General features: G+C 71.0%; 22 protein-coding genes. 9 read left to right on the top strand and 13 right to left on the bottom strand.

Annotation, left to right across the window (positions count from 1 at the left end; all coding sequences use genetic code 11):
* Window positions 1-9 precede the first annotated feature (9 nt).
* On the bottom strand, window positions 10-954 hold the full coding sequence (locus ABZ725_RS23460; protein WP_358804507.1) for a hypothetical protein: 945 nt from the start codon (window positions 952-954) through the stop codon (window positions 10-12).
* Window positions 955-1032: 78 nt separating this feature from the next.
* Here ABZ725_RS23460 and ABZ725_RS23455 point away from each other — a divergent pair, with 78 nt between their 5' ends.
* The gene (locus ABZ725_RS23455) at window positions 1033-1227 is read left to right on the top strand and encodes a DUF3046 domain-containing protein (RefSeq protein WP_351909453.1); all 195 of its coding nucleotides are present in this window, start codon (window positions 1033-1035) and stop codon (window positions 1225-1227) included.
* Between the two features lie 61 nt (window positions 1228-1288).
* The gene (locus ABZ725_RS23450; protein ID WP_358804506.1) at window positions 1289-2548 is read left to right on the top strand and encodes an AI-2E family transporter; all 1260 of its coding nucleotides are present in this window, start codon (window positions 1289-1291) and stop codon (window positions 2546-2548) included.
* 15 nt (window positions 2549-2563) lie between these two features.
* On the opposite strand, the gene ABZ725_RS23445 is transcribed toward ABZ725_RS23450, so the two are convergent.
* Window positions 2564-3379, bottom strand: a complete 816-nt coding sequence (locus tag ABZ725_RS23445) for a hypothetical protein (RefSeq protein WP_358804505.1) — start codon at window positions 3377-3379, stop codon at window positions 2564-2566.
* Between the two features lie 368 nt (window positions 3380-3747).
* On the opposite strand from ABZ725_RS23445, the gene recA reads away from it, so the two are divergent.
* The 4 genes from recA to ABZ725_RS23425 all read left to right on the top strand — a co-directional run bounded on the left by recA (window position 3748) and on the right by ABZ725_RS23425 (window position 9258).
* Complete coding sequence (gene recA / locus ABZ725_RS23440; RefSeq protein ID WP_351909458.1) at window positions 3748-4878, top strand: recombinase RecA; 1131 nt, start codon at window positions 3748-3750, stop codon at window positions 4876-4878.
* A gap of 3 nt (window positions 4879-4881) precedes the next feature.
* Window positions 4882-5682 carry a recombination regulator RecX gene (gene recX, locus ABZ725_RS23435; RefSeq protein WP_358804504.1) on the top strand — a complete coding sequence of 267 codons (801 nt, stop codon included), beginning with the start codon at window positions 4882-4884 and terminating at the stop codon, window positions 5680-5682.
* Window positions 5683-5971: 289 nt separating this feature from the next.
* Window positions 5972-6670: a helix-turn-helix domain-containing protein gene (locus ABZ725_RS23430; RefSeq protein ID WP_358804503.1), complete on the top strand. Its 699-nt coding sequence runs from the start codon at window positions 5972-5974 to the stop codon at window positions 6668-6670.
* Complete coding sequence (locus ABZ725_RS23425; RefSeq protein ID WP_358804502.1) at window positions 6667-9258, top strand: ABC transporter permease; 2592 nt, start codon at window positions 6667-6669, stop codon at window positions 9256-9258. The genes ABZ725_RS23430 and ABZ725_RS23425 overlap by 4 nt, the downstream gene beginning before the upstream one ends.
* Before the next feature lie 89 nt (window positions 9259-9347).
* Here ABZ725_RS23425 and ABZ725_RS23420 read toward each other — a convergent pair whose 3' ends face one another.
* The 8 genes from ABZ725_RS23420 to ABZ725_RS23385 form a co-directional block, all read right to left on the bottom strand.
* Window positions 9348-9776 (bottom strand): rhodanese-like domain-containing protein, encoded by a 429-nt coding sequence (locus ABZ725_RS23420; protein ID WP_358804501.1) that lies wholly within the window; start codon window positions 9774-9776, stop codon window positions 9348-9350.
* The gene (locus ABZ725_RS23415) at window positions 9773-10306 is read right to left on the bottom strand and encodes a cysteine dioxygenase (RefSeq protein WP_358804500.1); all 534 of its coding nucleotides are present in this window, start codon (window positions 10304-10306) and stop codon (window positions 9773-9775) included. Before ABZ725_RS23415 ends, ABZ725_RS23420 begins: the two co-directional genes overlap by 4 nt.
* 94 nt (window positions 10307-10400) lie before the next feature.
* Window positions 10401-10472 (bottom strand): putative leader peptide, encoded by a 72-nt coding sequence (locus ABZ725_RS23410; RefSeq protein ID WP_309544753.1) that lies wholly within the window; start codon window positions 10470-10472, stop codon window positions 10401-10403.
* Window positions 10473-10610: 138 nt separating this feature from the next.
* Entirely contained in the window at window positions 10611-12233 is a 1623-nt protein-coding gene (locus tag ABZ725_RS23405; protein WP_358804544.1) for an FAD-dependent monooxygenase, read from the bottom strand.
* A 176-nt stretch (window positions 12234-12409) separates the two neighbouring features.
* Complete coding sequence (locus tag ABZ725_RS23400) at window positions 12410-13318, bottom strand: amino acid ABC transporter permease (protein ID WP_351909472.1); 909 nt, start codon at window positions 13316-13318, stop codon at window positions 12410-12412.
* A complete protein-coding gene (locus tag ABZ725_RS23395) occupies window positions 13315-13980 on the bottom strand; it encodes an amino acid ABC transporter permease (RefSeq protein WP_351909474.1) in 666 nt (221 codons plus the stop codon). Before ABZ725_RS23395 ends, ABZ725_RS23400 begins: the two co-directional genes overlap by 4 nt.
* A gap of 110 nt (window positions 13981-14090) precedes the next feature.
* Complete coding sequence (locus tag ABZ725_RS23390) at window positions 14091-14957, bottom strand: glutamate ABC transporter substrate-binding protein (protein WP_358804499.1); 867 nt, start codon at window positions 14955-14957, stop codon at window positions 14091-14093.
* 52 nt (window positions 14958-15009) lie between these two features.
* Window positions 15010-15786 carry an amino acid ABC transporter ATP-binding protein gene (locus ABZ725_RS23385; protein ID WP_358804498.1) on the bottom strand — a complete coding sequence of 259 codons (777 nt, stop codon included), beginning with the start codon at window positions 15784-15786 and terminating at the stop codon, window positions 15010-15012.
* A 316-nt stretch (window positions 15787-16102) separates the two neighbouring features.
* On the opposite strand from ABZ725_RS23385, the gene ABZ725_RS23380 reads away from it, so the two are divergent.
* Window positions 16103-16789, top strand: coding sequence for a response regulator transcription factor (locus tag ABZ725_RS23380; RefSeq protein WP_351909480.1), 687 nt, complete (start codon window positions 16103-16105; stop codon window positions 16787-16789).
* A gap of 12 nt (window positions 16790-16801) precedes the next feature.
* Window positions 16802-18211, top strand: a complete 1410-nt coding sequence (locus ABZ725_RS23375; RefSeq protein ID WP_358804497.1) for a HAMP domain-containing sensor histidine kinase — start codon at window positions 16802-16804, stop codon at window positions 18209-18211.
* A 16-nt stretch (window positions 18212-18227) separates the two neighbouring features.
* Here ABZ725_RS23375 and ABZ725_RS23370 read toward each other — a convergent pair whose 3' ends face one another.
* Window positions 18228-19226 carry a TAXI family TRAP transporter solute-binding subunit gene (locus tag ABZ725_RS23370; protein WP_358804496.1) on the bottom strand — a complete coding sequence of 333 codons (999 nt, stop codon included), beginning with the start codon at window positions 19224-19226 and terminating at the stop codon, window positions 18228-18230.
* A gap of 124 nt (window positions 19227-19350) precedes the next feature.
* On the opposite strand from ABZ725_RS23370, the gene ABZ725_RS23365 reads away from it, so the two are divergent.
* On the top strand, window positions 19351-19758 hold the full coding sequence (locus tag ABZ725_RS23365) for a MazG nucleotide pyrophosphohydrolase domain-containing protein (protein WP_351909486.1): 408 nt from the start codon (window positions 19351-19353) through the stop codon (window positions 19756-19758).
* A 15-nt stretch (window positions 19759-19773) separates the two neighbouring features.
* Here the strand turns inward: ABZ725_RS23365 and ABZ725_RS23360 are convergent, their stop codons facing one another.
* Window positions 19774-21222 carry a hypothetical protein gene (locus tag ABZ725_RS23360; protein ID WP_358804495.1) on the bottom strand — a complete coding sequence of 483 codons (1449 nt, stop codon included), beginning with the start codon at window positions 21220-21222 and terminating at the stop codon, window positions 19774-19776.
* A gap of 428 nt (window positions 21223-21650) precedes the next feature.
* On the bottom strand, window positions 21651-22874 hold the full coding sequence (locus ABZ725_RS23355) for a cation:proton antiporter (RefSeq protein ID WP_358804494.1): 1224 nt from the start codon (window positions 22872-22874) through the stop codon (window positions 21651-21653).
* Window position 22875 lies beyond the last annotated feature (1 nt).

Raw genomic sequence — 22875 nt, 5'->3', positions numbered from 1 at the left:
GGCCCGGGGTCAGCCGATGGTGCGGCCGTAGGCCCTCAGAGTCCGAAGCGCCTCGATCGTCACCATGGGGCGTGCCTCGATGGCGGTGCCGGGTGCCCAACGGCGCCAGCGGATGGGCCAGCCGCCGTCCTTCTGCTGCTCGTCGCCGAGGTGGTCCAGGGAGCGGGTCATCTCGTCGTCGGTGAACCACCCACGCGCGAGGGAATGCGGCGTCCGGGCGAAGTCGTACGGGAAGTGGTGCTCGCCGGGTGCGTAGCCGGGGGCGACCGGGTACGCGTCCAGGTGGTCCGGGTCCAGCGCGGCGAGCCGCTGGGCGCGCACCAGACGGCCCAGGCGGTCGGCGGCCGCCTCCGCGCGCGGGCGGTCCGGAGCGGAGTCCAGGAAGGTCACGGCGGCCTCGATCTCGTACGGATGGGACCGCTCCAGGGAGTCCACCGCCTGCCAGCAGAAGTCCGTGGCCCTGAACAGCCAGGCGTGCCACACCTCGTTGCGGTGCAGCAGACCCACCACCGGACCGGTGGACAGGAGTTCGCTGGGTGGGTCGTCCACGATCGGGATGAACGGGGCCGCCGGGTAGCCGCGCTGGCTGGGATGGATCGCCGGCAACGCGCCGTCGCCGGTGGAGACGGACGTGAGATAGCGGCACACCCGCTCCACGCGGCGGCCGCCGAGGCGTCCGATGGAGTCCAGGACGCGCAGTGCGTGCGCAGTGTGCAGGGGCTGGCTGACGGGACCGCGCAGATCGGGCTCCAGCGCGTGGCCGTACCCGCCGTCCTCGTTGCGGTAGGCGTCGAGGGCGGTCTCGACGGGATCGGCTGCGCCGTGCAGGAAGTCATGTGCGAAGAGGCGCTGTTCCAGCACGCGCGCGGTGAGCCAGACGAATTGCTCGGCGCGCGACAGCGGGGAGTGCGCCGAGGGCGTCGGGGGGAGTGGGGATGCTCCGATTTCGGCCATGCGTCGACCGTAGGACGGAAAGCGGTCTCGGCAGGCGCTCCCGGCGGGGCGCACCCCCGGGCGCGGGATACTGGTGTCATGCGGTTGACGGTCTTCTGGCAGCGGATGGACGAGCACTTCGGTACGGGGTACGCGGAAACCTTCGCGCGCGATCACGTGATGACGGAGCTCGGCGGGCGCACGGTGCACGGGGCGCTGGCGGACGGCTGGGAGGCCAAGGACGTGTGGCGCGTGGTGTGCCTGGTGATGAACGTTCCCCAGGAGATGCGCTGATCCGCAAGCGAAGATCGCAGGCGGCTCCCCGATTGTCGGTGGCGTAGGCGAGACTTGCTCCGTGGCACCCACTGACGAGACCGGGCAGGACGCCCGGAACGCATCCCCGCACGGCGCGACGCCGCCCGCAGGGCCGCCCCCGGCCGACGGCGGCGCCGTGCAGAGCGCGAGCATGCCGCGCTGGCTTCCGCGCGCCATGGTGCTCGCACTCGCTCTCCTCGGTGTGTTCCAGCTGGGCATCTGGGCCTTCCACCAGCTCATCGGCCTGCTGCTCAACATCCTCATCGCGTTCTTCCTGGCCCTCGCGATAGAGCCCGCGGTCAGTCGGATGGCCGCCCGCGGGATGCGCAGGGGGTTCGCCACCTTCCTTGTCTTCTTCGGCCTGCTGATCGTGATAGCCGGCTTCTTCACGCTGCTCGGCTCGATGCTCGCGGGACAGATCATCAAGATGATCGAGGGCTTCCCGGCGTACCTCGACTCCGTCATCAACTGGGTCAACAGCACGTTCCACACCGAACTCAGGCGGGTGGACGTCCAGGAGGGCCTGCTCCACTCGGAGTGGCTGAAGAAGTACGCCCAGAACAGTGCCGCCGGCGTCCTGGACGTCTCCACACAGGTCCTCGGCGGGCTCTTCCAACTGCTGACGATCGCCCTGTTCTCGTTCTACTTCGCCGCCGACGGACCGCGCCTGCGCCGCGGGCTGTGCTCCGTCCTGCCGCCCGCCAGGCAGGCCGAGGTGCTGCGCGCGTGGGAGATCGCCGTCGACAAGACCGGCGGCTACCTGTACTCACGCGGGCTGATGGCGTTGATCTCCGGCGTCGCGCACTACATCTTGCTGCAGGCTCTCGGCATCCCGTACGCGCCCGTGCTCGCCGTCTGGGTGGGCGTGGTCTCGCAGTTCATCCCCACCATCGGCACCTATCTCGCGGGCGCCCTGCCCATGTTGATCGCCTTCACGGTCTCGCCCCTGTACGCACTGTGGGTGCTGATCTTCGTCGTGGTCTACCAGCAGTTCGAGAACTACATGCTGCAGCCCAAGCTGACCTCGAAGACCGTCGACATCCACCCCGCCGTCGCCTTCGGCTCCGTCATCGCCGGCACCGCCCTCCTGGGCGCCGTCGGCGCGCTGATCTCCATCCCGGCGGTCGCCACGCTCCAGGCGTTCCTGGGCGCCTATGTGAAGCGATACGACGTCACGGACGATCCCCGCGTCCATGGGCACCGGCGCCGTGGCGAGGGGCCGGGACCGCTCGCTCGCGCGCGGCGGCTGTGGACGCGCGTGCGGCCCCCGGCGGACGGCCCGCGGGCAGGGTCCGACTGAGGACCGGCGCGGGAGTCAGTACATGAGGACCGCCCACACCCCGGCCGCGACCACCGCGGCCGCGTAGCAGCCCGCCGCCGCGGCCACGATCCGCCACCGCACCGTCTCGCTCCAGGACGTACGGGACAGCAGCCAGGCCAGCGCGGGCAGTACCAGGACGGCATGCAGGCCGACCCCGTGCAGCGGCTTGAGCGAGGCCGTCGAGTCGTACGCCGCCTCCTGGTGCCCGGTGCGGGTGAGCACGACACCGCGCGCGATCATCGCCGCCCCCGAGGCGAGCGCGACCAGCAGGATCGCGAAACCGGAGCGCACCGCGAGGGCCATCCCGGCCGGGCCCGTCGGCCGGTGCCGGAAGGACGCCACGGCGAACACGGTGAGCAGCACCACGAGGACGCCGCCGCCGACCGCGAGCGTCATCGACACCGCTGTGTCGAAGGGCGTCTCCATGTCCAGGTGCGAGGGCACTCCGCGCCACGCCTGGAGGGTGATGCCCCCGACCTCCACGACGCAGTCGGCGGCGAACACGCCGAGCAGCGCCGCGCGCAGCCGCGGGCCCACCCGCAGATACGACGTGACCCGGACGACAGCCAGGAGCGTCACCCCGAAGGAGAGCCCGAAGGTCACCGGCTTGCGCCAGGAGACTGGCCCGTTCCAGGGGCCGCCGTCGACGGCGAAGACCACGAGGTGGACGAGGCCGGAGAGGATCAGGAGCAGCGCGGTCGCCCCACAGAGGCGGTACAGGCGGTACTGGGCATACCGGGGGTGCGGGGGCGGGCTCGGATGACCGGGTCCGGCTTCGCCGCGGGTCTGCGCGGTCTTCTGCTCGTCCATGCGCCGAGCGTCCCGGCTGCGTCGTGCGCCGTCGTCGTCCTGCCGAAGACACCCGCCGTACGCCCGGCGAAGTAGCCGGGAGCCCTCGGGGCAGGGACCGGGCCGGGGCGGGATCCGTGGCCGGATCCGGGGCGTTGTCGGTTCGTGAACGTAGCCTCGGAAGTGCCGCGTGGTGCGCTTGACACGAAAATCGAACATCCATTCTGATGGAGGCTCCGGTAAGGCTCCTGGTGGGGATTCCATCCCGTTTTGGATGGATAAGCACCTGAGTTATCCACAGGCCGGACCGGCGTCGGGGCGCATTGTCAGTGGCAGGCGTTAGCGTCTTTGACGTGAAGCGATCGACTCAAGCAAACCGGGTGGAACCCATGGCAGGAACCGACCGCGAGAAGGCACTGGATGCCGCACTCGCACAGATTGAACGGCAGTTCGGCAAGGGCGCCGTCATGCGCCTCGGCGAGCGGCCGAACGAACCCATCGAAGTCATCCCCACCGGGTCGACCGCACTCGACGTCGCCCTCGGTGTCGGCGGTCTGCCGCGCGGCCGCGTGGTGGAGGTGTACGGCCCGGAGTCCTCCGGTAAGACGACGCTGACGCTGCACGCGGTGGCGAACGCGCAGCGGGCCGGCGGCCAGGTCGCGTTCGTGGACGCGGAGCACGCCCTCGACCCCGAGTACGCCAAGAAGCTCGGCGTCGACATCGACAACCTGATCCTGTCCCAGCCGGACAACGGCGAGCAGGCCCTGGAGATCGTGGACATGCTGGTCCGCTCCGGCGCCCTGGACCTGATCGTCATCGACTCCGTCGCCGCGCTCGTCCCGCGCGCGGAGATCGAGGGCGAGATGGGCGACAGCCACGTCGGTCTGCAGGCGCGTCTGATGAGCCAGGCGCTGCGGAAGATCACCAGCGCGCTCAACCAGTCCAAGACCACCGCGATCTTCATCAACCAGCTCCGCGAGAAGATCGGCGTGATGTTCGGCTCCCCGGAGACCACGACCGGTGGCCGGGCCCTGAAGTTCTACGCGTCGGTGCGGCTCGACATCCGCCGCATCGAGACGCTGAAGGACGGCACCGACGCGGTCGGCAACCGCACCCGCGTCAAGGTCGTCAAGAACAAGGTCGCGCCGCCCTTCAAGCAGGCCGAGTTCGACATCCTCTACGGCCACGGCATCAGCCGCGAGGGCGGCCTGATCGACATGGGCGTGGAGAACGGCTTCGTCCGCAAGGCCGGCGCCTGGTACACGTACGAGGGCGACCAGCTCGGCCAGGGCAAGGAGAACGCCCGTAACTTCCTGAAGGACAACCCCGACCTGGCCAACGAGATCGAGAAGAAGATCCTGGAGAAACTGGGCGTCGGCGTGCGCCCGGAGGAGCCCGCCGCCGCACCGGGCGCAGACGCAGCGGTGGCTGCGGGCACGCCGGCGGACGACGCCGCCAAGGCGGTTCCCGCTCCCGCCGCCAAGGCTGCCAAGACCAAGGCCCCGGCTGCCAAGAGCTGATCCGTGACGCGACGAACGGACTGGGCCGAGTACGTCCACCCCACCCCTCCCCAGGAGGCGGGGAGCGGGGCCGACGTCGGCTTTGCCCAGGGCGGCGACGATCGGGACGATCGGTCGGAGGGCGGTCGGCGTCGGAGCGAGGGAGCGGACGGCGACGACAGGCCCCGTGGCGGCCGGGCACGGCGCGGCGGCGAGGGTGGCCCACAGGGCGGACGTGGGCGCCGTCGGCGCGGCTTCGGAGAACCGTCCGCCGAGGACGGAGGCGCCTCTTCCTCGTCGAGGGCCGAGCAGGGGAAGCCTTCAGGGGACCCGGCTGAGCGGGCACGGGCGATCTGCCTGCGCCTGCTCACCGGGACCCCGCGTACGCGGAAGCAACTCGCCGACGCCTTGCGCAAACGAGAGATCCCGGACGATGTGGCGGAGGAGGTGCTCTCGCGGTTCGAGGAGGTCGGGCTGATCAACGACAGCGCCTTCGCGGACGCCTGGGTGGAGTCCCGGCACCACGGCAGAGGCCTGGCCCGGCGGGCGCTCGCCCAGGAGCTGCGGACCAAGGGGGTCGACTCGGCGCTGATCGAGGAGGCCGTCTCCCAGCTCGACTCCGAGCAGGAAGAGGAGACGGCGCGCGAACTCGTCGCCCGCAAGCTGCGCTCGACGCGAGGCCTCGACCGCGACAAACGGCTGCGCCGCCTCGCCGGCATGCTCGCGCGCAAGGGCTACCCCGAGGGCGTGGCCCTGCGAGTGGTCCGGCAGGCGCTGGAGGAGGAGGGCGAGGACACGGAGTCCCTGGAGGACGACGGGTTCTGAGCCTGGCGAGGGCAGGGCGGAGAGGGGAAGGGGCCGGGGGACCAGGGGGACTGGGAGAGGCCGAATGGGGGGCGAGGCTCCCGCCCGCACCGAACGGCTCGGTTCCAACTGCTCGGTTGCAACGGCTCGGTTCCGGACACGGTAGACGCGCGGGGGCGCCGATCGCGTCCAGAACAGAGCACGCCCGGGTCGCCGTCGGCTTCCCGGCCTCGGGGTGGGGATAACCCCCCACTGAGGACGCCGGACCACCTCAGTGCACAAGGCCCTGTGCACAGGCGACTGTGTACGCATGTCCCAGGAACCCGGCGCCAAAGAGCCCCCCGAGGCGCACGCCTCCGCGGCCTCCGTCGAACTCGGCGACCTTGCCACGCTCAAGGCGCTCGCCCAGCCACGCCGGCAGCGCATGCTCGAACACCTCACCCTGCACGGCCCGGCCACTTCGGCGACCCTCGCCCGGGCTCTCGGCCTGAACACCGGATCCACCAGCTACCACCTGCGCGAGCTGGCCAGGTACGGCTTCGTCGAAGAGACGGACGGGGCGGACGGGGAGAGGTCCGCACACCCGGGTGAGAAGACGGCCGAGGCGCGGCGGACGGAGCCGTCCGCGCATCGCGAGCGCTGGTGGCGGGCGGTCCCCGGCGACCTACGGTTCCCGCCGCGCAGCCGTCAGAGTCCCGAGATGCGGCACGTCATGGATGAGCTGAACCACCATGCCTACGCGGCCGACCTGGACCTCTTCGAGCGGCTCCAGCGGGACGCGGACGACGCCGACCCGTGGGCGGACGCGTTCCCCTACTCGCGCGGCAGCATCCGGCTCACGCTGCCCGAACTCCGCGAGTTCTTCGAGGAGTACATCGCCCTCCTCAACCGCTACAAGCGCCCCGACGCCGAGACCCCACCGAATGCGCGCACCCTGCTCACCCGCTTCCTCGCCTTCCCCGCTCCCGCACGCGACACCCGCAACACACGAGAGGCCGACCCCTCATGATGCTGCGCTACGCCCTGAAAACCGTCCGAGCCCGGAAGGCAGGCTTCGCAGGCGCCTTCGTCGCGCTGATGTGCGCGGCCGCCCTGATCACCGCGTGCGGCACCCTCCTGGAGACGGGGCTGCGGGGCGCCATCCGTACCGAGCGCTATGCGGCGGCTCCGGTCGTGGTCTCCGCCGACCAGAACGTCCACCAGACCACCGTCAAGCACAAGAAGGGCAAGACCAAGGTCAAGCACAAGGCCAAACCCATCGCCGAACGCGCCTGGCTCCCCGCAGACCTCGAGCGCAGGCTGGCCACCACCCCCGGTGTCGCCCGCGTGATCCCCGAACTCACCTTCCTCGCAGAGCCGTTGACCCATGACGGCACCTCGGCTGCCGATGACAGGCCCGCCTATGGGCATGCCTGGGAGTCCGCCGGGCTGACCCCGTACCGCCTCACCGCGGGCACCGCTCCCGCAGCCGCCACCGACGTGGTCGTCGACAGTGACCTCGCCGCCGGCGCTCACCTCGCACCCGGCGACCGGCTCACCGTCCAGTCGACCCAGGCACCGCGCACCTACCGCGTCTCCGGTATCGCTTCCCCCACCCCCGCCCCCTCGCCCTCCCCCGCCCCCTCGCCCTCCCCCGCCCCCTCGCCCTCCCCCGCCGTACGCCACCAGAGCGCCCTCTTCTTCTCCACCGCCGAGGCGCGCCGGCTCGCCGCGCACCCCGGGCAGGTCACCGCGTTCGGCGTGGTCCCCGAGGCGGGCATCGAGCCGGGTCGGCTCCGGGACGCCGTGGCCACGGCGCTGCACGGCACCAGTGCCCAGGTCAGCATCGGTGACGCCCGTGGTCCGGTCGAGTTCCTGGACGCCGCCGCGGCCCGCACCAAGCTGGTCAGCATCGGCGGAGCGATGGGCGGCACCTCGCTGCTCGTCGCGGTTCTCGTCGTCGTCGGGACGTTCGCGCTCTCCGTCCAGCAGCGACAGCGCGAACTCGCCCTGCTGCGTGCCATCGCCGCCACCTCCGGGCAGATCCGCAGGCTCCTCGGGCGCGAGGCCCTGATCGTCGGGTCGGCCGCGGGCACGGCCGGAGCCCTCCTCGGACTGCCTCTGGGCGGCTGGCTGCACGGCAGGTTCGTCGCCCTGGGCGCCGTGCCCGCCACGCTTCAGCACACCGTGAGTGTGTTCCCGCCGCTCGCCGCCGTCGCCGTGACCCTGTTCGGCGCCTGGGCCTCCGCACGGATCGCCTCCCGCCGGGTGGCCCGGATCCGCCCGGCCGAGGCGCTCGCCGAGGCCCGTACCGAGCGCCCCCGCCCTGCCTGGGGCCGCATCCTGGCAGGTCTGCTGCTGCTCGCTGGCGGCGTGGTCCTCGTCGCCGTGCTGAGCGTCCTGCGCACCGAGCCCGCGTCGACGCCCGTGACGTTCCTCGCTGTCGTCGTGCTCTCCACCTCCGTCGCACTGCTCGGGCCGCTCCTGGTCAAGGCGGCTGTTCTTCTGATGTCCCGCCCACTGCGCCTGACCGGTCCCGCCGGCAGGCTCGCCACCGCCAACCTGCGCGGCAACGCCGTCCGCATGGCCTCCGTCGTCACCCCTCTCACCCTGCTCATCGGTATGACCTGCACAGTGCTGTTCGTGCAGCCCACCCTCGGCGACGCGGCCCGCGCCCAGGTTCGCGACGGAGTCCGTGCCGACTGGGTCGTCGCCTCCCAGGGGCCCGGCGTCCCGAGCGCCGCGGCACGCCGACTCCGTACGCAGCACGACGTCGTCACCGAAATGGTCCGCACCACCGTCCGGGTCGGACTCGACAAGTACGCGGCTCAGGGCGTCACTCCGGCCGGTCTCACCCGTACCTGGGATCCGGACGTCACCGCGGGCTCCCTCGACAAGCTCACCGAGCGCACCGTCGCCGTCAGCGAACTGGCCGCGGACCAGCTGCACCTGGCACCGGGAAGCACCCTGAAGCTCACGCTCGGCGACGGCACGCCCGCCACGCTCACCGTCGCCGCGGTCTACGCCAGGGGCCTCGGCTTCGGAGACCTCACCTTCGCGCACGACCTGGTCGCACGACACGTCGACAACCCTCTCTCCTCCTCCCTCCTCGTCAGCACGGCCCGTACACAGACACAACTCTCGACTACGCTGCGTGAGTTCCCGGGACTCGCGGTGATTTCTCCGGCCGCCGCCGACTCGATGCAGGCCGAGCGGCAGCAGGCGAACGCCGAGGTCAATCTCCTGGCCATGGGACTCGTCCTGGCGTTCACCGCCATCGCCGTGGTCAACACGCTCGCCATGTCGGTCTCCGAACGCGTCCGGGAGTTCGCGCTGCTGCGTCTCGCGGGGGCGACCCGCCGTCAGGTGCTGCGGATGCTGCGGACCGAAGCCCTGTCGGTCCTCCTGCTGGCCACAGCCCTCGGCAGTGCCGTCGCCCTGGCCGTCCTGACCGCGTTCAGCGTCGGCATGACCGGCCGGGCGGCACCGGCGGTCGTACCGCTCGCGTACGCCACGGTGGTCGCCGGGGCGGGACTCCTCGCCCTCGTCGCCACGGCAGTGCCGGGACGCATGGCGCTCAGGCCGCGCGCGGTGACGGTCGCGACGGCCAAGGACTGACCGGGCCAGGGAGTGACGCTTCCCGCGCCAGGGAGTGACGCTTCCCCCTGCCTGTCCGGCCGGCGCCGAGGACGTGAGGATCGTGGCGGCTACCGCGCCACCGGAAGGCCTGCCGACTTCCACGCCTGGAAACCGCCGACGAGGTCGGTGGTCCGGTGCAGCCCCAGTTGGTGCAGCGACGCGACGGCCAGGCTCGACGCGTAGCCCTCGTTGCAGATCACGACCGTCCGCACCTCGTGGCTCGTGGCCTCGGGGAGGCGATGACTGCCCTGGGGGTCGAGTCGCCACTCCAACTCGTTGCGCTCGACGATCAGGGCGCCGGGGATCAGACCGTCCCGCTCGCGCAGGGCCGCGTACCGGATGTCGACGAGCAGGGCCTCACCCGCGCGGGCCGCCTCGTAGGCCTCCCGTGCCTCCACGCGCGCGTACCCCGCCCGGACTCGTTCGAGCAACTCGTCTATGCCGGGTGGCTGTTCGCCGCTCGGGCGTTCCGGCCGAGGTGCGCTCGCGCCGCTCACTGCCAGTCCTCCGGACGCTCGACCTGCTCCAGTCGCAGCACCTGTCCGGTACGGCTGTAGCGGCGGATGCGCGGCAGCGGCGGGTAGTAGGCGTGGACGGAGATCGCGTGTTCCTCGGTGGACTCGTTGAGGACCTCGTGGACATGGTGATGTCCGAAGGAGCGGCCCCGGCCGGCCGGCAGCGTGCGAGACCGGTCCACGCCCTCCGTCAGCTCCAGGGTCTTCCAGCCGTCGCTGGGCAGCCGCGCGGCGAGCGAGTACTCCTTCAGTTCGCCCTGCGCGGTCAGAAAGGCGCCCACCGAGTCGGCGTGGTCGTGCCAGCCGGTGCCCGTGCCGGGCGGCCAGCCGATCAGCCAGGCCTCGCTGCCGCCGGGGCCCTCCAGACGCACCCAGGTGCGGCCCTCGGGGTCGAGGGGGAGCGAGGAGATCAGCTCGGCGTCGGTCGCGGTGCGCCGGACGAAGTCGAGGAGCTCCGCCTGCGTGGGCGCGGCGGCGGTGACGGCGGTGGGAAGGGAGGGGGAGACAGACACGGATACCGTCCTGGGAACGTTCGCGGGGAGCGTGCGACTGAGCACGAGCGCTGGTGCGCATCGGCGGCGCGCGCCGGAGAAAGGGGGTGCGAATTCAGCAGGACGGGCGACACACGCAGCCCGCATAGCGGACGAGGTCCATATGGACCCTCCGCCACAGGCGCACACAGGTGTCGGTCACGATCCGGAGTACACCATGACGGTGGGACCCGGTCAACTCGCTGTCACCATGTGGACCGCACAGTGACAGCCGGGGCGCTCGCGCGGGTCGGCGTACGAGTGACGTCGTTCGCCGCCCGTGCCGTCACTTGGCCGCCGAGCCCGCCGTGGCCTCCGCCGCGGATGCCTCCGGTGTCCCCGCCGGACCGCCGACCGCGGCCTCCGCCGCCGCGTAGAGATCGGCCGCGCGCACCCCGTTGAGCGCGGTGACCAGATGGCCGTCGGGCCGGATCAGCAGGACGGTGTGGGCTGCCGCCCCGGGGTAGCTCTCCGCCACCAGCAGCTCGGCCGGGCTGGGCAGGGCCGTCACCGCGGCGGCGAGCCGGGGCATGATGCCGGCGCTCACCCAGTGCCGGCGTTCCCACACGCCCGTGCCCGGCGCGATCAGCAGCACGAGTAGCGCGCCGCGCCCGAGACGGTCGCGCAGCCGTACGAAGGTGCCGTCCTCCGCGGTCACGCGGACGTCCTCGACCGGGGCGCCGGGAGCCGTGTCCACCGGCACCTCCGCCTCCAGATGCCGGGGCGCGAGCGGGGAGTCGCCGTACGTGCCCGGCGCGCCCAGCGGGCCGCGCCCCAGATGGCCCTCGGTGAGCAGCACGTCGTGGCCGCGGACCGCGCCGGGGACGTAGGCCCTTATGCCGGCGCCGCCGCGCAGCAGCGGGAGCGCCTGGTCGGCGGCGCGCAGCCGGGCGGCGACGGCCGCGCGCCGCTCCGCCTGGTAGCTGTCGAGCAGGGCCTCGTGCGGCCCGTGGTGCCAGGCCAGGGCCAGCTTCCAGGCGAGGTTGTCGGCGTCCCGCAGGCCTTCGTCGAGGCCTTGGGTGCCGAGCGCGCCGAGCAGATGCGCGGCGTCCCCGGCGAGGAAGACCCGCCCCACGCGCCAGCGGCGGGCCAGCCGGTGGTGCACGGTGTGCACGCCGGTGTCCAGCAGTTCGTACGGGGGCGTGGAGCCGTTGCTCCAGCCCGCCAGGGTCTCGCGGATGCGGGCCACGAGCAGTTCGGGCGTGACGAGGTCCTTGCCGGGCGGCAGCAGCCAGTCCAGTCGCCAGACGCCGTCCGGCAGCGGACGTCCGGTGACTTCCCCGGCGGAGGGACCGGACGTCCGCCACGGCGGCGTCCGATGGAGCAACGCCTCGTCGGCCCAGGGAAGTTCCGTGCGCAGCGCGGCCACGGCGTGTCGTTCCACCGCCGTACGGCCGGGGAAGCGGATGTCGAGCAGTTTGCGGACCGTGGAGCGCGGGCCGTCGCAGCCGACCAGATGGCTGCCGCGCCACCAGGTGCCCTTGGGGCCACGGGTGTGCGCTGTGACACCGGAAGGTTCCTGCTCGACGCTGTCCAGCCGGCTGTCCACGGCGATCTTCACCAGGCGCTCGCCCTCGAGGGCGGCCCGCAGGGCGTTCGTCAGGACATGCTGGGCGATGTGCAGGGGAGCGGGGTCGTCGGCGTCGTCGAAAGTGATCTCACGGGTCACCTGCTTGCGCCGCATCGACCGCCATCCGGCCCAGTGCGCCCCGGCCGCGTCGAGGGGCGCCCCGGTTAGGCGCGCCAGGAGGGCGGCGGTGTCCTCGCGCAGCACGACGGTGCGCGCGAGCCGCGGTTCGTCCTTGCCCGGTCCCTCGTCGAGGACCACGGACGGCACCTGCTGGCGGGCCAGGGCCAGGGCGAGCGTGAGCCCGACCGGCCCCGCTCCGACGATGATCACCGGGTCCACGGCGTGCAGCCCCCTGCCCGCGACGGTGTCCTCAGGGACGTAAGTGAACAAGAGGTAGGAGCAGGGTGCACGATCACAGAACGTATGCAACCCATTGCCGCTGCTTGCGTCAAGTGACGAAAGGCAGCGGCGCGCACGCCACTGCCTCCGTACCGGTCACCCGAGTTGAGCGGGCGTCAGATCGAGCCGCCTGCGCCGGTGCCGAACGTGCCGCCGACCTCGGCCGCGTTCAGGTCGTCGATCTTCTCGACGCCGAGGACCGCGCCCGTGCTGCGCTTGCTGCGCCGCAGGCGGCGCTCCAGCCAGCTCGCGAAGCTGGTCAGGATGAAGTTCAGGACGATGAACATGACCGAGACCACGATGAAGCTCGGGATCACGTTGGCGTAGTTGGCCGCGAGCGTGCCGCGCGAGTTGAGCAGCTCGGTGAAGCCGATCATCACACCGCCGAGCGCGGTGTCCTTCACGATGACCACGAGCTGGCTGACGATCGCCGGGAGCATCGCGGTGACCGCCTGCGGGAGCAGGATGCTGCTCATCGTCTGGCCCTTGCGCAGACCGATGGCGTAGGCGGCCTCCGTCTGCCCCTTGGGGAGCGACAGGATGCCGGCCCGGACGACCTCGGCGAGGACCGAGGCGTTGTAGAGCACCAGGCCGGTGACGACGGCGTAGAGTGGCCGGTCCTCGCTGGTGACGCCCGTGGAGCGCGAGTAGAACTCGTTCGCGAACAGCATGAGCAGCAGCACCGGGATGGACCGGAAGAACTCGACCACCGTGCCGGCCACGGTCCGCACCCACCGGTGGTCGGACAGGCGTGCGATGCCGAAGACGGCGCCCAGGGGAAGGGCGATCACCATGGCGAGGGCCGCGGCCTTCAGCGTGTTGGCGAGGCCGGGGAGCAGATACGTCGTCCAGGCCTCGGACTCGGTGAACGGCTTCCACAGGGCGGAGGTGAGCTGGTCCTTCTCGTCCATCTTCTGCCACACCCACCACATGAACAGGGCGAGGAGGACGAAGAAGACGACCGAGAGGACGAGGTTGCGCCGCTGGGCGCGGGGGCCGGGAGTGTCATAGAGGACCGAGCTCATCGCTTCACCGCCAGTCGCTTGCTGAGCCAGCCCAGGATGAGGCCGGTCGGCAGGGTCAGTACCACGAAACCGAACGCGAAGACCGCGCCGATGAGCAGCGTCTGAGCTTCGTTCTCGATCATCGTCTTCATCAGATAGGCGGCCTCGGCGACGCCGATGGCAGCAGCCACCGTGGTGTTCTTGGTCAGTGCGATCAGGACGTTCGCCAACGGTCCGATGACCGAGCGGAAGGCCTGCGGCAGGACGATGAGCGTGAGGGTCTGGCTGAAGGTCAGCCCGATGGCCCGGGCCGCCTCCGCCTGCCCCATGGGCACCGTGTTGATGCCGGAGCGGATCGCCTCGCACACGAAGGCCGCGGTGTAGGCGACCAGGCCGAGAACGGCCAGCCGGAAGCCCTGGACGTCGAAGTCCTCGGCGCCCAGGGTCATGCCGAAGACATCGGCGAGGCCGAGCGAGCTGAAGAGGATGATGACCGTCAGGGGGATGTTCCGGACGATGTTGACGTAGGCGGTGGCGAACCCGCGCATCAGCGGGACCGGGCTGACCCGCATCCCGGCCAGCAGGGTGCCCCAGATCAGGGAGCCCACGGCGGAGAGGGCGGTGAGCTTCACCGTCATCCAGAACGCCCCTAGGACGTCGTAACCTTCAAGAAAGTCGAACACGATCTCCCGCGCTTCCGGGTGGGTGGCGTATGAGGAGGGCGGGGCGCGTCGCCGCCGTGATCGCGACGGACGGCGGCGCGCCGCAGGAACCCCGCGTGGCTGGACGGTGCTTACGACGCGTTCGGGACGATGACGCCGATCTTCGGGGCGGGCTCGTTCTTGTAGTTCGCCGGGCCGAAGTTGGCCTCGACGGCCTTCTGCCAGGAGCCGTCGCTGACCATCTTCTCCAGCGCCGTGTTGATCTTGTCCACGGTCGCGGTGTCGCCCTTCTTGACGCCGACGCCGTAGTTCTCGTTGCTGAGCTTCAGGCCCGCGAGCTTGAACTTGCCCTTGTACTGCTCCTGCGAGGCGAAGCCGGCCAGGATCGAGTCGTCGGTGGTGACCGCGTCCACGGCGCCGCTCTGCAGACCGGCGATGCACTCCGAGTAGGAGCTCAGCTCCTTGAGGTTCGCCTTCGGGGCGATCGTGTCGTGGATGTTCTGCGCCGAGGTGGAGCCGGTCACGGAACACAGCTTCTTGCCGTTGAGGTCCTCGGCCTTGCTGATCGTCGAGTCCGACTTGAGCAGCAGGTCCTGGTGGGCCAGCAGGTACGGGCCGGCGAAGTCGACCTTCGCCTTGCGCTTGTCGTTGATCGAGTAGGTGGCCGCGATGAACTTCACGTCCCCGCGCTCGATGGCGTTCTCGCGGTCGGCGCTCTTGGTCTCGACGAACTCGATCTGGTCCGGCTCGTAGCCGAGCTCTTTGGCGACGTACGTGGCGACGTCCACGTCGAAGCCGGCGAAGGACCCGTCGGGCTTCTTCAGACCGAGGCCGGGCTGGTCGTACTTGATGCCGATCTTGATCTTCCCGCCGCTGCCGCTCCCGCTGCTGGAGGCGCTGCTGCTCGCGTCGTCCTTGTCGTCGCTGCCGCACGCGGTGGCGGTCAGGGCGAGAACGAGGGCTGCGGCAGAGACGGCGGTGACCTTGCGAAGCTTCATGAGGAACTTCCTTAGAAGAGTGATGAAGGACTGCGGGCGGTGCGGAATTCCGTCAGTGGTGCAGGATCTTCGACAGGAAGTCCTTGGCACGGTCGCTGCGCGGATTGCTGAAGAACTGATCGGGCGCAGCCTCTTCGACGATGCGTCCGTCGGCCATGAACACCACGCGGTTTGCAGCCGATCGTGCGAAACCCATCTCGTGGGTGACGACGATCATGGTCATGCCGTCCCGGGCCAGCTGCTGCATGACCTCGAGGACCTCGTTGATCATCTCCGGGTCCAGGGCCGAGGTCGGCTCGTCGAAGAGCATGACCTTCGGGTCCATCGCCAGCGCCCGCGCGATGGCGACGCGCTGCTGCTGGCCGCCGGAGAGCTGCGCCGGGTACTTGTCGGCCTGGATGCCCACGCCGACCCGGTCGAGGAGGGCGCGGGCCTTCTCCTCGGCCGCCTTCTTGTCGGCCTTGCGGACCTTGATCTGGCCGAGCATCACGTTCTCGAGAACGGTCTTGTGCGCGAACAGGTTGAACGACTGGAACACCATGCCGACGTCGGCGCGCAGCCGGGCAAGTGCCTTGCCCTCCTGGGGCAGCGGCTTGCCGTCGATCGCGATCGTGCCCTCGTCGATCGTCTCCAGTCGGTTGATGGTGCGGCACAGGGTCGACTTACCGGACCCGGAGGGTCCGATGACCACGACGACCTCGCCGCGGTCGATCGTGAGGTCGATGTCCTGGAGAACGTGCAACGCGCCGAAGTGCTTGTTGACGCTCTTCAGGACGACCAGTTCACCGCTCGCGACCGCGTCTTGCTTGGTCACCGATACTTCGGTCATCGCTCGGGGGCTCCGTCCTCCTCGGTTTCGGAGGACAGTAGTGACCTGCCGCGACCAGCGTCATTACATCTGAGGGGAATCTGAGCATCACGATCCGATAGCAATCGGACACGTGTCGTAGCACTTGTGACCTGCGTGCGTATCGGGGGAGTAACGGAAGGCGAGCGCAACCGGAACTCTCTTGACTGCGTCCTCGTCCATCAGCGTGACTGCCATGATGCACACACGCGTGTGCCCGGGTTTTTTCCGTCACCGAGAACCGTACGCCCGTTTTAGTGAGTCAGACCGTATGCCCGATGAACCGAAGGAGGCCGGGATGAGACTGCTGCTCGTCGAGGACGACAACCATGTCGCCGCTGCCCTGTCCGCGGTCCTCAAGCGGCACGGTTTCGACGTCACGCACGCGCGTAGCGGCGAGGAGGCGCTCCAGGCGCTCGTCCCGGAGGGCCCCGGCTTCGGGGTCGTGCTGCTCGACCTGGGTCTGCCCGACCAGGACGGATACGAGGTCTGCGGCAAGATCCGCAAGCGCACCGCCACGCCGGTGATCATGGTGACCGCCCGCTCCGACGTCCGCTCCCGCATCCACGGCCTCAACATGGGGGCCGACGACTACGTGGTGAAGCCGTACGACACCGGGGAACTGCTCGCCCGCATCCACGCCGTCAGCCGCCGCACCGTCCACGAGGACCAGGCCGTCGGCGGTGAGAGCGCGCTGCGCCTGGGCGCCGTGCACATCGAGCTGCCCACCCGGCGCGTCACGGTGGACGGCGCGGTCGTCCAGCTCACCCGCAAGGAGTTCGACCTCCTGGCGCTGCTCGCCCAGCGCCCCGGGGTCGTCTTCCGCCGGGAGCAGATCATCAGCGAGGTATGGCGCACCAGCTGGGAGGGGACCGGGCGCACCCTGGAGGTGCACGTGGCCTCCCTGCGCGCCAAGCTGCGCATGCCCGCGCTGATCGAGACCGTGCGCGGCGTCGGCTACCGGCTCGTCGCGCCGGCCGCGTAGCGGGGACCGTAGTTGCATAAACGTCTCCTGCCGCTGCTCATCGTCCTGATGGCCGCCGTGCTGCTGGCCCTCGGGGTGCCGCTGGCCGTCAGCGTGGCGGGCGCCCAGCAGCAGAACGTGGTCGTCGACCGCATCGACGACACCGCGCGCTTCGCGGCGCTCGCGCAGTTCGTCACCCTCTCTTCGAGCACCGGCGACGACGCGTCGGCGTCCACGAACGAGCGACGCGAGACGCTCAGGCGGGAGCTCGACAGCTACTACGACGTCTACGGCATTCGGGCCGGCGTCTTCTACGGCACCGACACCCCCATGGCTCATGCTCCGCGCGACTGGTACCTCCCCGAATCGGGTGAGGTGCGGGACGCGTTCGAGGAGGCGCTGCTCAGCCGTCGCAGCCACGATCCCAAGCAGGTGTGGCCGTGGCAGCGCAACCGGCTCGTCGTGGCGTCGCCGGTCATCAGGGACGGCGACGTCGTCGCGGTCGTCGTCACCGACTCGCCCACCGGGCCGATGCGTTCGAGGATCCAGCACGGCTGGCTGGTCATCGGCGCCGGCGAGTTCGCCGCGATGCTGCTCGCCATCGGCGCCGCCCTGCGGCTGACCGGCTGGGTGCTCAAGCCCGTGCGCGTCCTGGACACCACGACTCACTCGATCGCCAGCGGCCGCCTGAAGTCCCGGGTCGCGGTGGCCGGCGGACCGCCGGAACTCCGGCGACTGGCCCGGTCGTTCAACGAGATGGCGGACAACGTCGAGGATGTGCTGGAACAGCAGCGCGCCTTCGTCGCCGACGCCTCGCACCAACTGCGCAACCCGCTCGCCGCACTGCTGCTGCGCATCGAACTGCTGGCCTACGAGCTCCCGGAGGGCAACGAGGAGATCGCCTCCGTCCAGAACGAGGGCAAACGCCTGGCCCAGGTCCTGGACGACCTGCTCGACCTGGCCCTGGCCGAGCACGCCGAGGCGCATCTGCGGGTCACCGACGTCGGCGCGCTGGCTGCCGAGCGCGTCGCCGCCTGGGCGCCCACCGCCGAGGCCAAGGGCGTCCGACTGGTGGGCGACTGCCCGCCCACCACGGCCTGGGCCGACCCGGTGACGCTGTCCAGCGCGCTGGACGCCGTGATCGACAACGCGGTGAAGTTCACTCCGGAGGGGGAGAAAGTCGAGGTCACCGTCGCCGCCGACGGCGAGACCTCGACGATCGTCGTCACCGACAACGGGCCGGGGCTGACCGACGAGGAGCTCACGCGCGTGGGCGACCGCTTCTGGCGCAGCGGCCGCCACCAGAACATCAAGGGCTCGGGCCTGGGCCTGTCCATCTCCCGGGCCCTGCTCGCGGCGGGCGGCGGCTCGCTCGCGTACGACCACCACGAGCCCAGCGGACTGACGGCGACGGTGTCGGTGCCGAGGTCGCCGGCGCCGTGACCGGGCGACGTACGGCTTACGGCTTGACGGACTTGTAGTAGCGCCGGGCGCCCTGGTGCAGCGGCAGCGGGTCGGTGTAGATGGCCGTGCGCAGGTCGACCAGCTGTGCGGAGTGCACCTTCCCGCCGATGCGGTCCCGGCTCTTGATCACGGTCCGGGTCAGCCACTCGGTGAGACGGGGGTCCATGTCCGTACGGGTCATCAGCAGGTTGGACACCGCGATCGTCGCCACGGTGTAGCCGTTCTGGATGTTGGGGTAGGCCGACTCCGGCATGTTCGTGGCCCGGTAGTAGCCGGTGGCGTCGTCCTCGTCGTGCATCTTGGCGACGAACTCGGCGGTGATCGGCACGAACCGGAAGGTGAAGGAGTCGGCCAGCTTCTCCAACCCGGCCGTCGGCACCCCGCCGGACCAGAAGAACGCGTCGATCGTCCCCTGCTTCAGTTCCTCGGGACCGGTGTCGATGCCCGCCTGGACGGCCTTGACGTCCTTCGCCGGGTCCAGACCGGCCGCCTTGAGCACCCGTTCGGCGATCAGCCGCACCCCCGAGCGGGGCAGCCCCGTCGCCACCGTCCTGCCCCGCAGGTCCGCGATGGACCGGATGTCCGAGTTGCGCGGCACCACGAGCTGCACGTAGTCGTCGTACAGCCGGGCCACCCCGCGCAGCTTGGCGGCCGAGCCGGGGTGCTGCGCCTCGTACGTCTCCACGGCGTCGGCCGCGGCGATGGTGAAGTCGGCCTCGCCCGTCGCCACCCGCTCGACGTTCGCCTGCGATCCGTTGCTGGTCTTCAGCGTGACCTTCAGGTCGGGCATGTCCTTGGCGAGCGCGTCGCGCAGCTGGCTGCCGTACTCCTGGTAGACGCCGCTCGTCGAGCCGGTGCTGAAGTCGATGGACCCGCTCGGCGGCTCCTCGCCCAGCGGCAGCAGCCACCACAGCAGCAGCCCGAGGACGACGGCGCCGACGATCGTGCCCTGCAGGGCACGACGCCTGTCGATCCGGGAGAACACCTTGGACATGGGCTCGATCCTGCCAGCCGGTACGCGGTGCTGACCAGGGCGGGGCTCACGGGACCGGTTCGTGGGTCGGCCTGCGGAACGGCTCAAGGTCCGGACTGTCAGTGGTCGTCGTTACAGTCTGTGCATGAGTTCCTCGCCCGCCGACCTGGTCCGTGAATTCCACCGCGCCTTCGGGCTCGACGCCCGCAGCACGCCTACGGAGGTGTCCGCCCGGCTCGCCGCGCACCGCGGGGAGCTGCTCGCCGAGGAGGCCGCGGAGGTCGCCGAGGTGGCGGTGAGCGGCCCGCTGGACCGGCTCGCGCACGAGCTGGCCGATGTCGTCTACGTCGCCTACGGCACGGCTCTGGTGCACGGGATCGACCTCGACGCGGTGCTCGCCGAGATCCACCGGGCCAACATGTCCAAGCTGGGCCCCGACGGCCAGGTCGCCCGCCGCGCCGACGGCAAGGTCCTCAAGGGGGAGCACTACGAAGCGCCGGACGTGTCCGCGGTGCTGCGCCGCCAGGGATGGATACCGGACGGCGCAGCCTGAGGCCCGGGCGTCGGGTTACGGCGTGCCGCCGCCCGCCAGCTTCCACTCGCGGTGCAGCGCGCCCAACGGGATGTCCCGCTGGAACACGGGCGTGCCGAAGACGGTCAGTTGCAGCCGCAGAGTGCCGCTGAGGTCGACACCGCCGTAGACGGCCCATGAGCCGTCGGCCTCGAACACGTCGTCGGTGCCGGTGACCGTGCCGGTGCCCTCGCCGCGGACATAGGGCGCCAGGTCGGCGACGACCCCGACGCTGCCGTACAGGCCGACCGAGGCCTGGGCCCCGAGGGCCGCCTTGACGCTGCCGGCGGTGGTGACGGACGTGCGCACCGGAGTGCTCTTCATGTCCGAGGCGCTGACGGGCGTCCAGCCCTGGCCCAGGCCGAAGGTGCCGCCCGCCTTGAAGTCGCCTTCGAGGCTCTGCTCCACGTCGACGGTGATCCTGCCGTCGCCGCTGATTGCGATGTAGCAGGTCAGGTCGAGGTTGACCACGACGGGGACGGGGCCGACCTGGAGAACCGGATCGGCGTGCAGGGTGGCGAACGGGATCCGCACCGGGGTGGCCGAGGCGCCGGCGCGGCCATCGAGGGACCAACCGGAGGTCCAGTCGCCGGAGACGCCCAGGTAGGCCGAGGCGGGCGCGACGTCGGCGCCCTCGCCGCCGTAACGGAAGTCGACCTGCGGGGCGACCTGCACAAAACCGGAGACGGAGGCGGCCGCGGAGGCCGACTCGTTCCCGACGGTCGGCAGGTCGGCGCGGACGTCGAGCCGCAGGCTGCCGAGCGGAACCGTCGCTCCCTCGGGACCGACGTGGACGTCACCCGTCCGCGACCAGGAGACGTCGACGTCGGGCAGCAGCTTGTCGATGTCGAAGGAGGCCGGATCGACCGGCACGCTGCCCTTGGCGATGTCGTCCCCGAGCAGGGCGTTGAGCTGGGCGGGCTCGGTCTGCACCGCCGTGCCCTCGGCGGTCTCGCCGATCACCTTCGTGACCTCGGCGAGGAGCCCGTTCGGCGCACCGGGCGCGGGCGCGCTGGCGATGACATCGCCCACGGCCGTGCGGTGCGGGACTTCCGACGCGGTCGGGGAGGGGGTCGCGGGGGAACTCGCGCCGCCTGTGCCGTCGTTGGAGGGAGTGCCGGAGGAAGTGGCGGAAGCGGTGGCGGTGTCGGAGGGCGTGCCGGAGGAGGCGCCGGAGGAGATGACGGCTCGTCCGGTCTTGCTGTCGTACGAGCTGACGCTGAGCTTCGTCCGGTGGGCCTGTCCGTCGGCGTCACCGGGACGGGCCGCGGCGGTCGCGGCGCCGCCGGCGGGTGCGGCCGCCACCGCGAGCGAGCGGTCGGCGGAGGAGGCGGAGGTCTCCGCGTCCGTCTGGCGGCCGGCCGACGAGGAAGGGGGCTCGGCCTGGGAGGAGGGGGAGGAGCAGCCCGCGGCGAGAAGGAGAGCGGATGCGGCTAAGGCGGGCATGAGGGCACGGGTGTGCCTCGTGCGTCTGCGCAAGGTCAGTCCTGACGTGGGGGTGGGAAAGCAGGAGGCACCGGCCGGACAGACTGTTTCCTACCGGCAGGTAACTAGGCATGAGCATGCCATGCTGCTCTCCTTGGCCCTTCACGATTTCCCCACGCGGCAATGTGACGTACGCCATGCGCTGTGGCGGTGCGCCCGAGTGCGGTCCGCGTGCCCCACGCACCCCCGTCGCACACCGCTGTCACCGCCGTCACCGCCTGCGTTCGCGGCCTGCCTGCGCCGGGATCAGCGGCCGCGCGGCAGCCGACCCACTGCCGGCGGCGGCCGCGCCGCAGCCGATCCACCGCCGTCAGTGCCTGCGACTCAGCCGACCCGCCGCCGTCAGTACCCGCGCCGCAGACGACCCACCGCCGTTCAGCCGCCCCGCCTCAGTCGCCCACCCGCGTCGGCGGCAACGCCTCGGGCAGTTGCTCCGGATTGTCGCTGCCCTGCGGCGCCCGGCGACGCGCCCAGCGGGCCGCCAACGGTTCCGTGTAGCGGGCGGTGATCGGGCCCACGACGACCAGGATCAGGACGTACGCCGTCGCCAGCGGACCCAGTGACGGCTCGATTCCGGCGGTGACGGCCAGTCCGGCGATGACGATCGAGAACTCCCCGCGCGCCACCAGCGCGCCGCCCGTCCGCCAGCGCCCCTTGACCGAGATCCCGGCCCGCCGGGCCGCCCAGTAGCCGGTGGCGATCTTCGTCGCGGCGGTCACGATCGCCAGCGCGAGGGCGGGCAGGAGGACGGGAGGGATGCTCGCCGGGTCGGTGTGCAGGCCGAAGAAGACGAAGAAGACCGCCGCGAACAGGTCCCGCAGCGGGCTCAGCAGGGTGTGCGCGCCCTCGGCGACCTCCCCGGACAGCGCGATGCCCACCAGGAACGCCCCCACCGCCGCCGACACCTGGAGTTGCTGCGCCACGCCCGCGACCAGGATCGTCAGCCCCAACACGACGAGGAGCAGCTTCTCCGGGTCGTCGCTCGACACGAAACGGGAGATGACCCTGCCGTACCGCACCGCCGCGAACAGCACGAGCCCCGCGACGCCCAGTGCGATCGCCACGGTCACGCTGCCGGCCGCCAGCCCCACGCCGGCCACCAGGGCGGTGACGACGGGCAGGTAGACCGCCATGGCCAGGTCCTCCAGGACCAGCACGCTCAGGATCACCGGAGTCTCCCGGTTGCCGACCCGGCCCAGATCGCCCAGCACCTTGGCGATCACCCCGGAGGACGAGATCCAGGTGACGCCCGCCAGCACCACGGCCGCCACCGGCCCCCAGCCCAGCAGCAGCGCGGCGGCCGCACCCGGCACGGCGTTGAGGGCGCAGTCGACGAGACCGGCCGGATAGTGGGACTTGAGGTTGGAGACGAGATCGCTCGCCGTGTACTCCAGGCCGAGCATCAGCAGCAACAGGATGACGCCGATCTCGGCGCCGATGGCCACGAACTCCTCGCTCGCGCCGAGGGGCAGCAGCCCTCCCTCGCCGAAGGCCAGACCGGCCAGCAGATACAGCGGGATCGGCGACAGCCGGAAACGGGCGGCGAACCGGCCGAGCAGGCCGAGGCCGAGGATGATGGAACCGAACTCGATCAGCAGGACTGCGGAGTGCACC

It is taken from the genome of Streptomyces sp. NPDC006872, assembly GCF_040635845.1.
Lineage (GTDB): Bacteria > Actinomycetota > Actinomycetes > Streptomycetales > Streptomycetaceae > Streptomyces.
Note: the sequence above shows the minus strand (reverse complement) of the source record. Positions and strands in the feature narration are given on the sequence as shown.

Bases quoted from the DNA above. Each gene is read 5' to 3' on its own strand.
- ABZ725_RS23400 (WP_351909472.1), bottom strand. From the start codon at position 13,318: ATGAGCTCGGTCCTCTATGACACTCCCGGCCCCCGCGCCCAGCGGCGC.
- ABZ725_RS23455 (WP_351909453.1), top strand. From the start codon at position 1,033: ATGCGGTTGACGGTCTTCTGGCAGCGGATGGACGAGCACTTCGGTACG.
- ABZ725_RS23430 (WP_358804503.1), top strand. From the start codon at position 5,972: ATGTCCCAGGAACCCGGCGCCAAAGAGCCCCCCGAGGCGCACGCCTCC.
- ABZ725_RS23445 (WP_358804505.1), bottom strand. From the start codon at position 3,379: ATGGACGAGCAGAAGACCGCGCAGACCCGCGGCGAAGCCGGACCCGGT.
- ABZ725_RS23460 (WP_358804507.1), bottom strand. From the start codon at position 954: ATGGCCGAAATCGGAGCATCCCCACTCCCCCCGACGCCCTCGGCGCAC.
- ABZ725_RS23380 (WP_351909480.1), top strand. From the start codon at position 16,103: ATGAGACTGCTGCTCGTCGAGGACGACAACCATGTCGCCGCTGCCCTG.
- ABZ725_RS23425 (WP_358804502.1), top strand. From the start codon at position 6,667: ATGATGCTGCGCTACGCCCTGAAAACCGTCCGAGCCCGGAAGGCAGGC.
- recA (WP_351909458.1), top strand. From the start codon at position 3,748: ATGGCAGGAACCGACCGCGAGAAGGCACTGGATGCCGCACTCGCACAG.
- ABZ725_RS23390 (WP_358804499.1), bottom strand. From the start codon at position 14,957: ATGAAGCTTCGCAAGGTCACCGCCGTCTCTGCCGCAGCCCTCGTTCTC.
- ABZ725_RS23385 (WP_358804498.1), bottom strand. From the start codon at position 15,786: ATGACCGAAGTATCGGTGACCAAGCAAGACGCGGTCGCGAGCGGTGAA.
- ABZ725_RS23370 (WP_358804496.1), bottom strand. From the start codon at position 19,226: ATGTCCAAGGTGTTCTCCCGGATCGACAGGCGTCGTGCCCTGCAGGGC.
- ABZ725_RS23365 (WP_351909486.1), top strand. From the start codon at position 19,351: ATGAGTTCCTCGCCCGCCGACCTGGTCCGTGAATTCCACCGCGCCTTC.
- ABZ725_RS23360 (WP_358804495.1), bottom strand. From the start codon at position 21,222: ATGCCCGCCTTAGCCGCATCCGCTCTCCTTCTCGCCGCGGGCTGCTCC.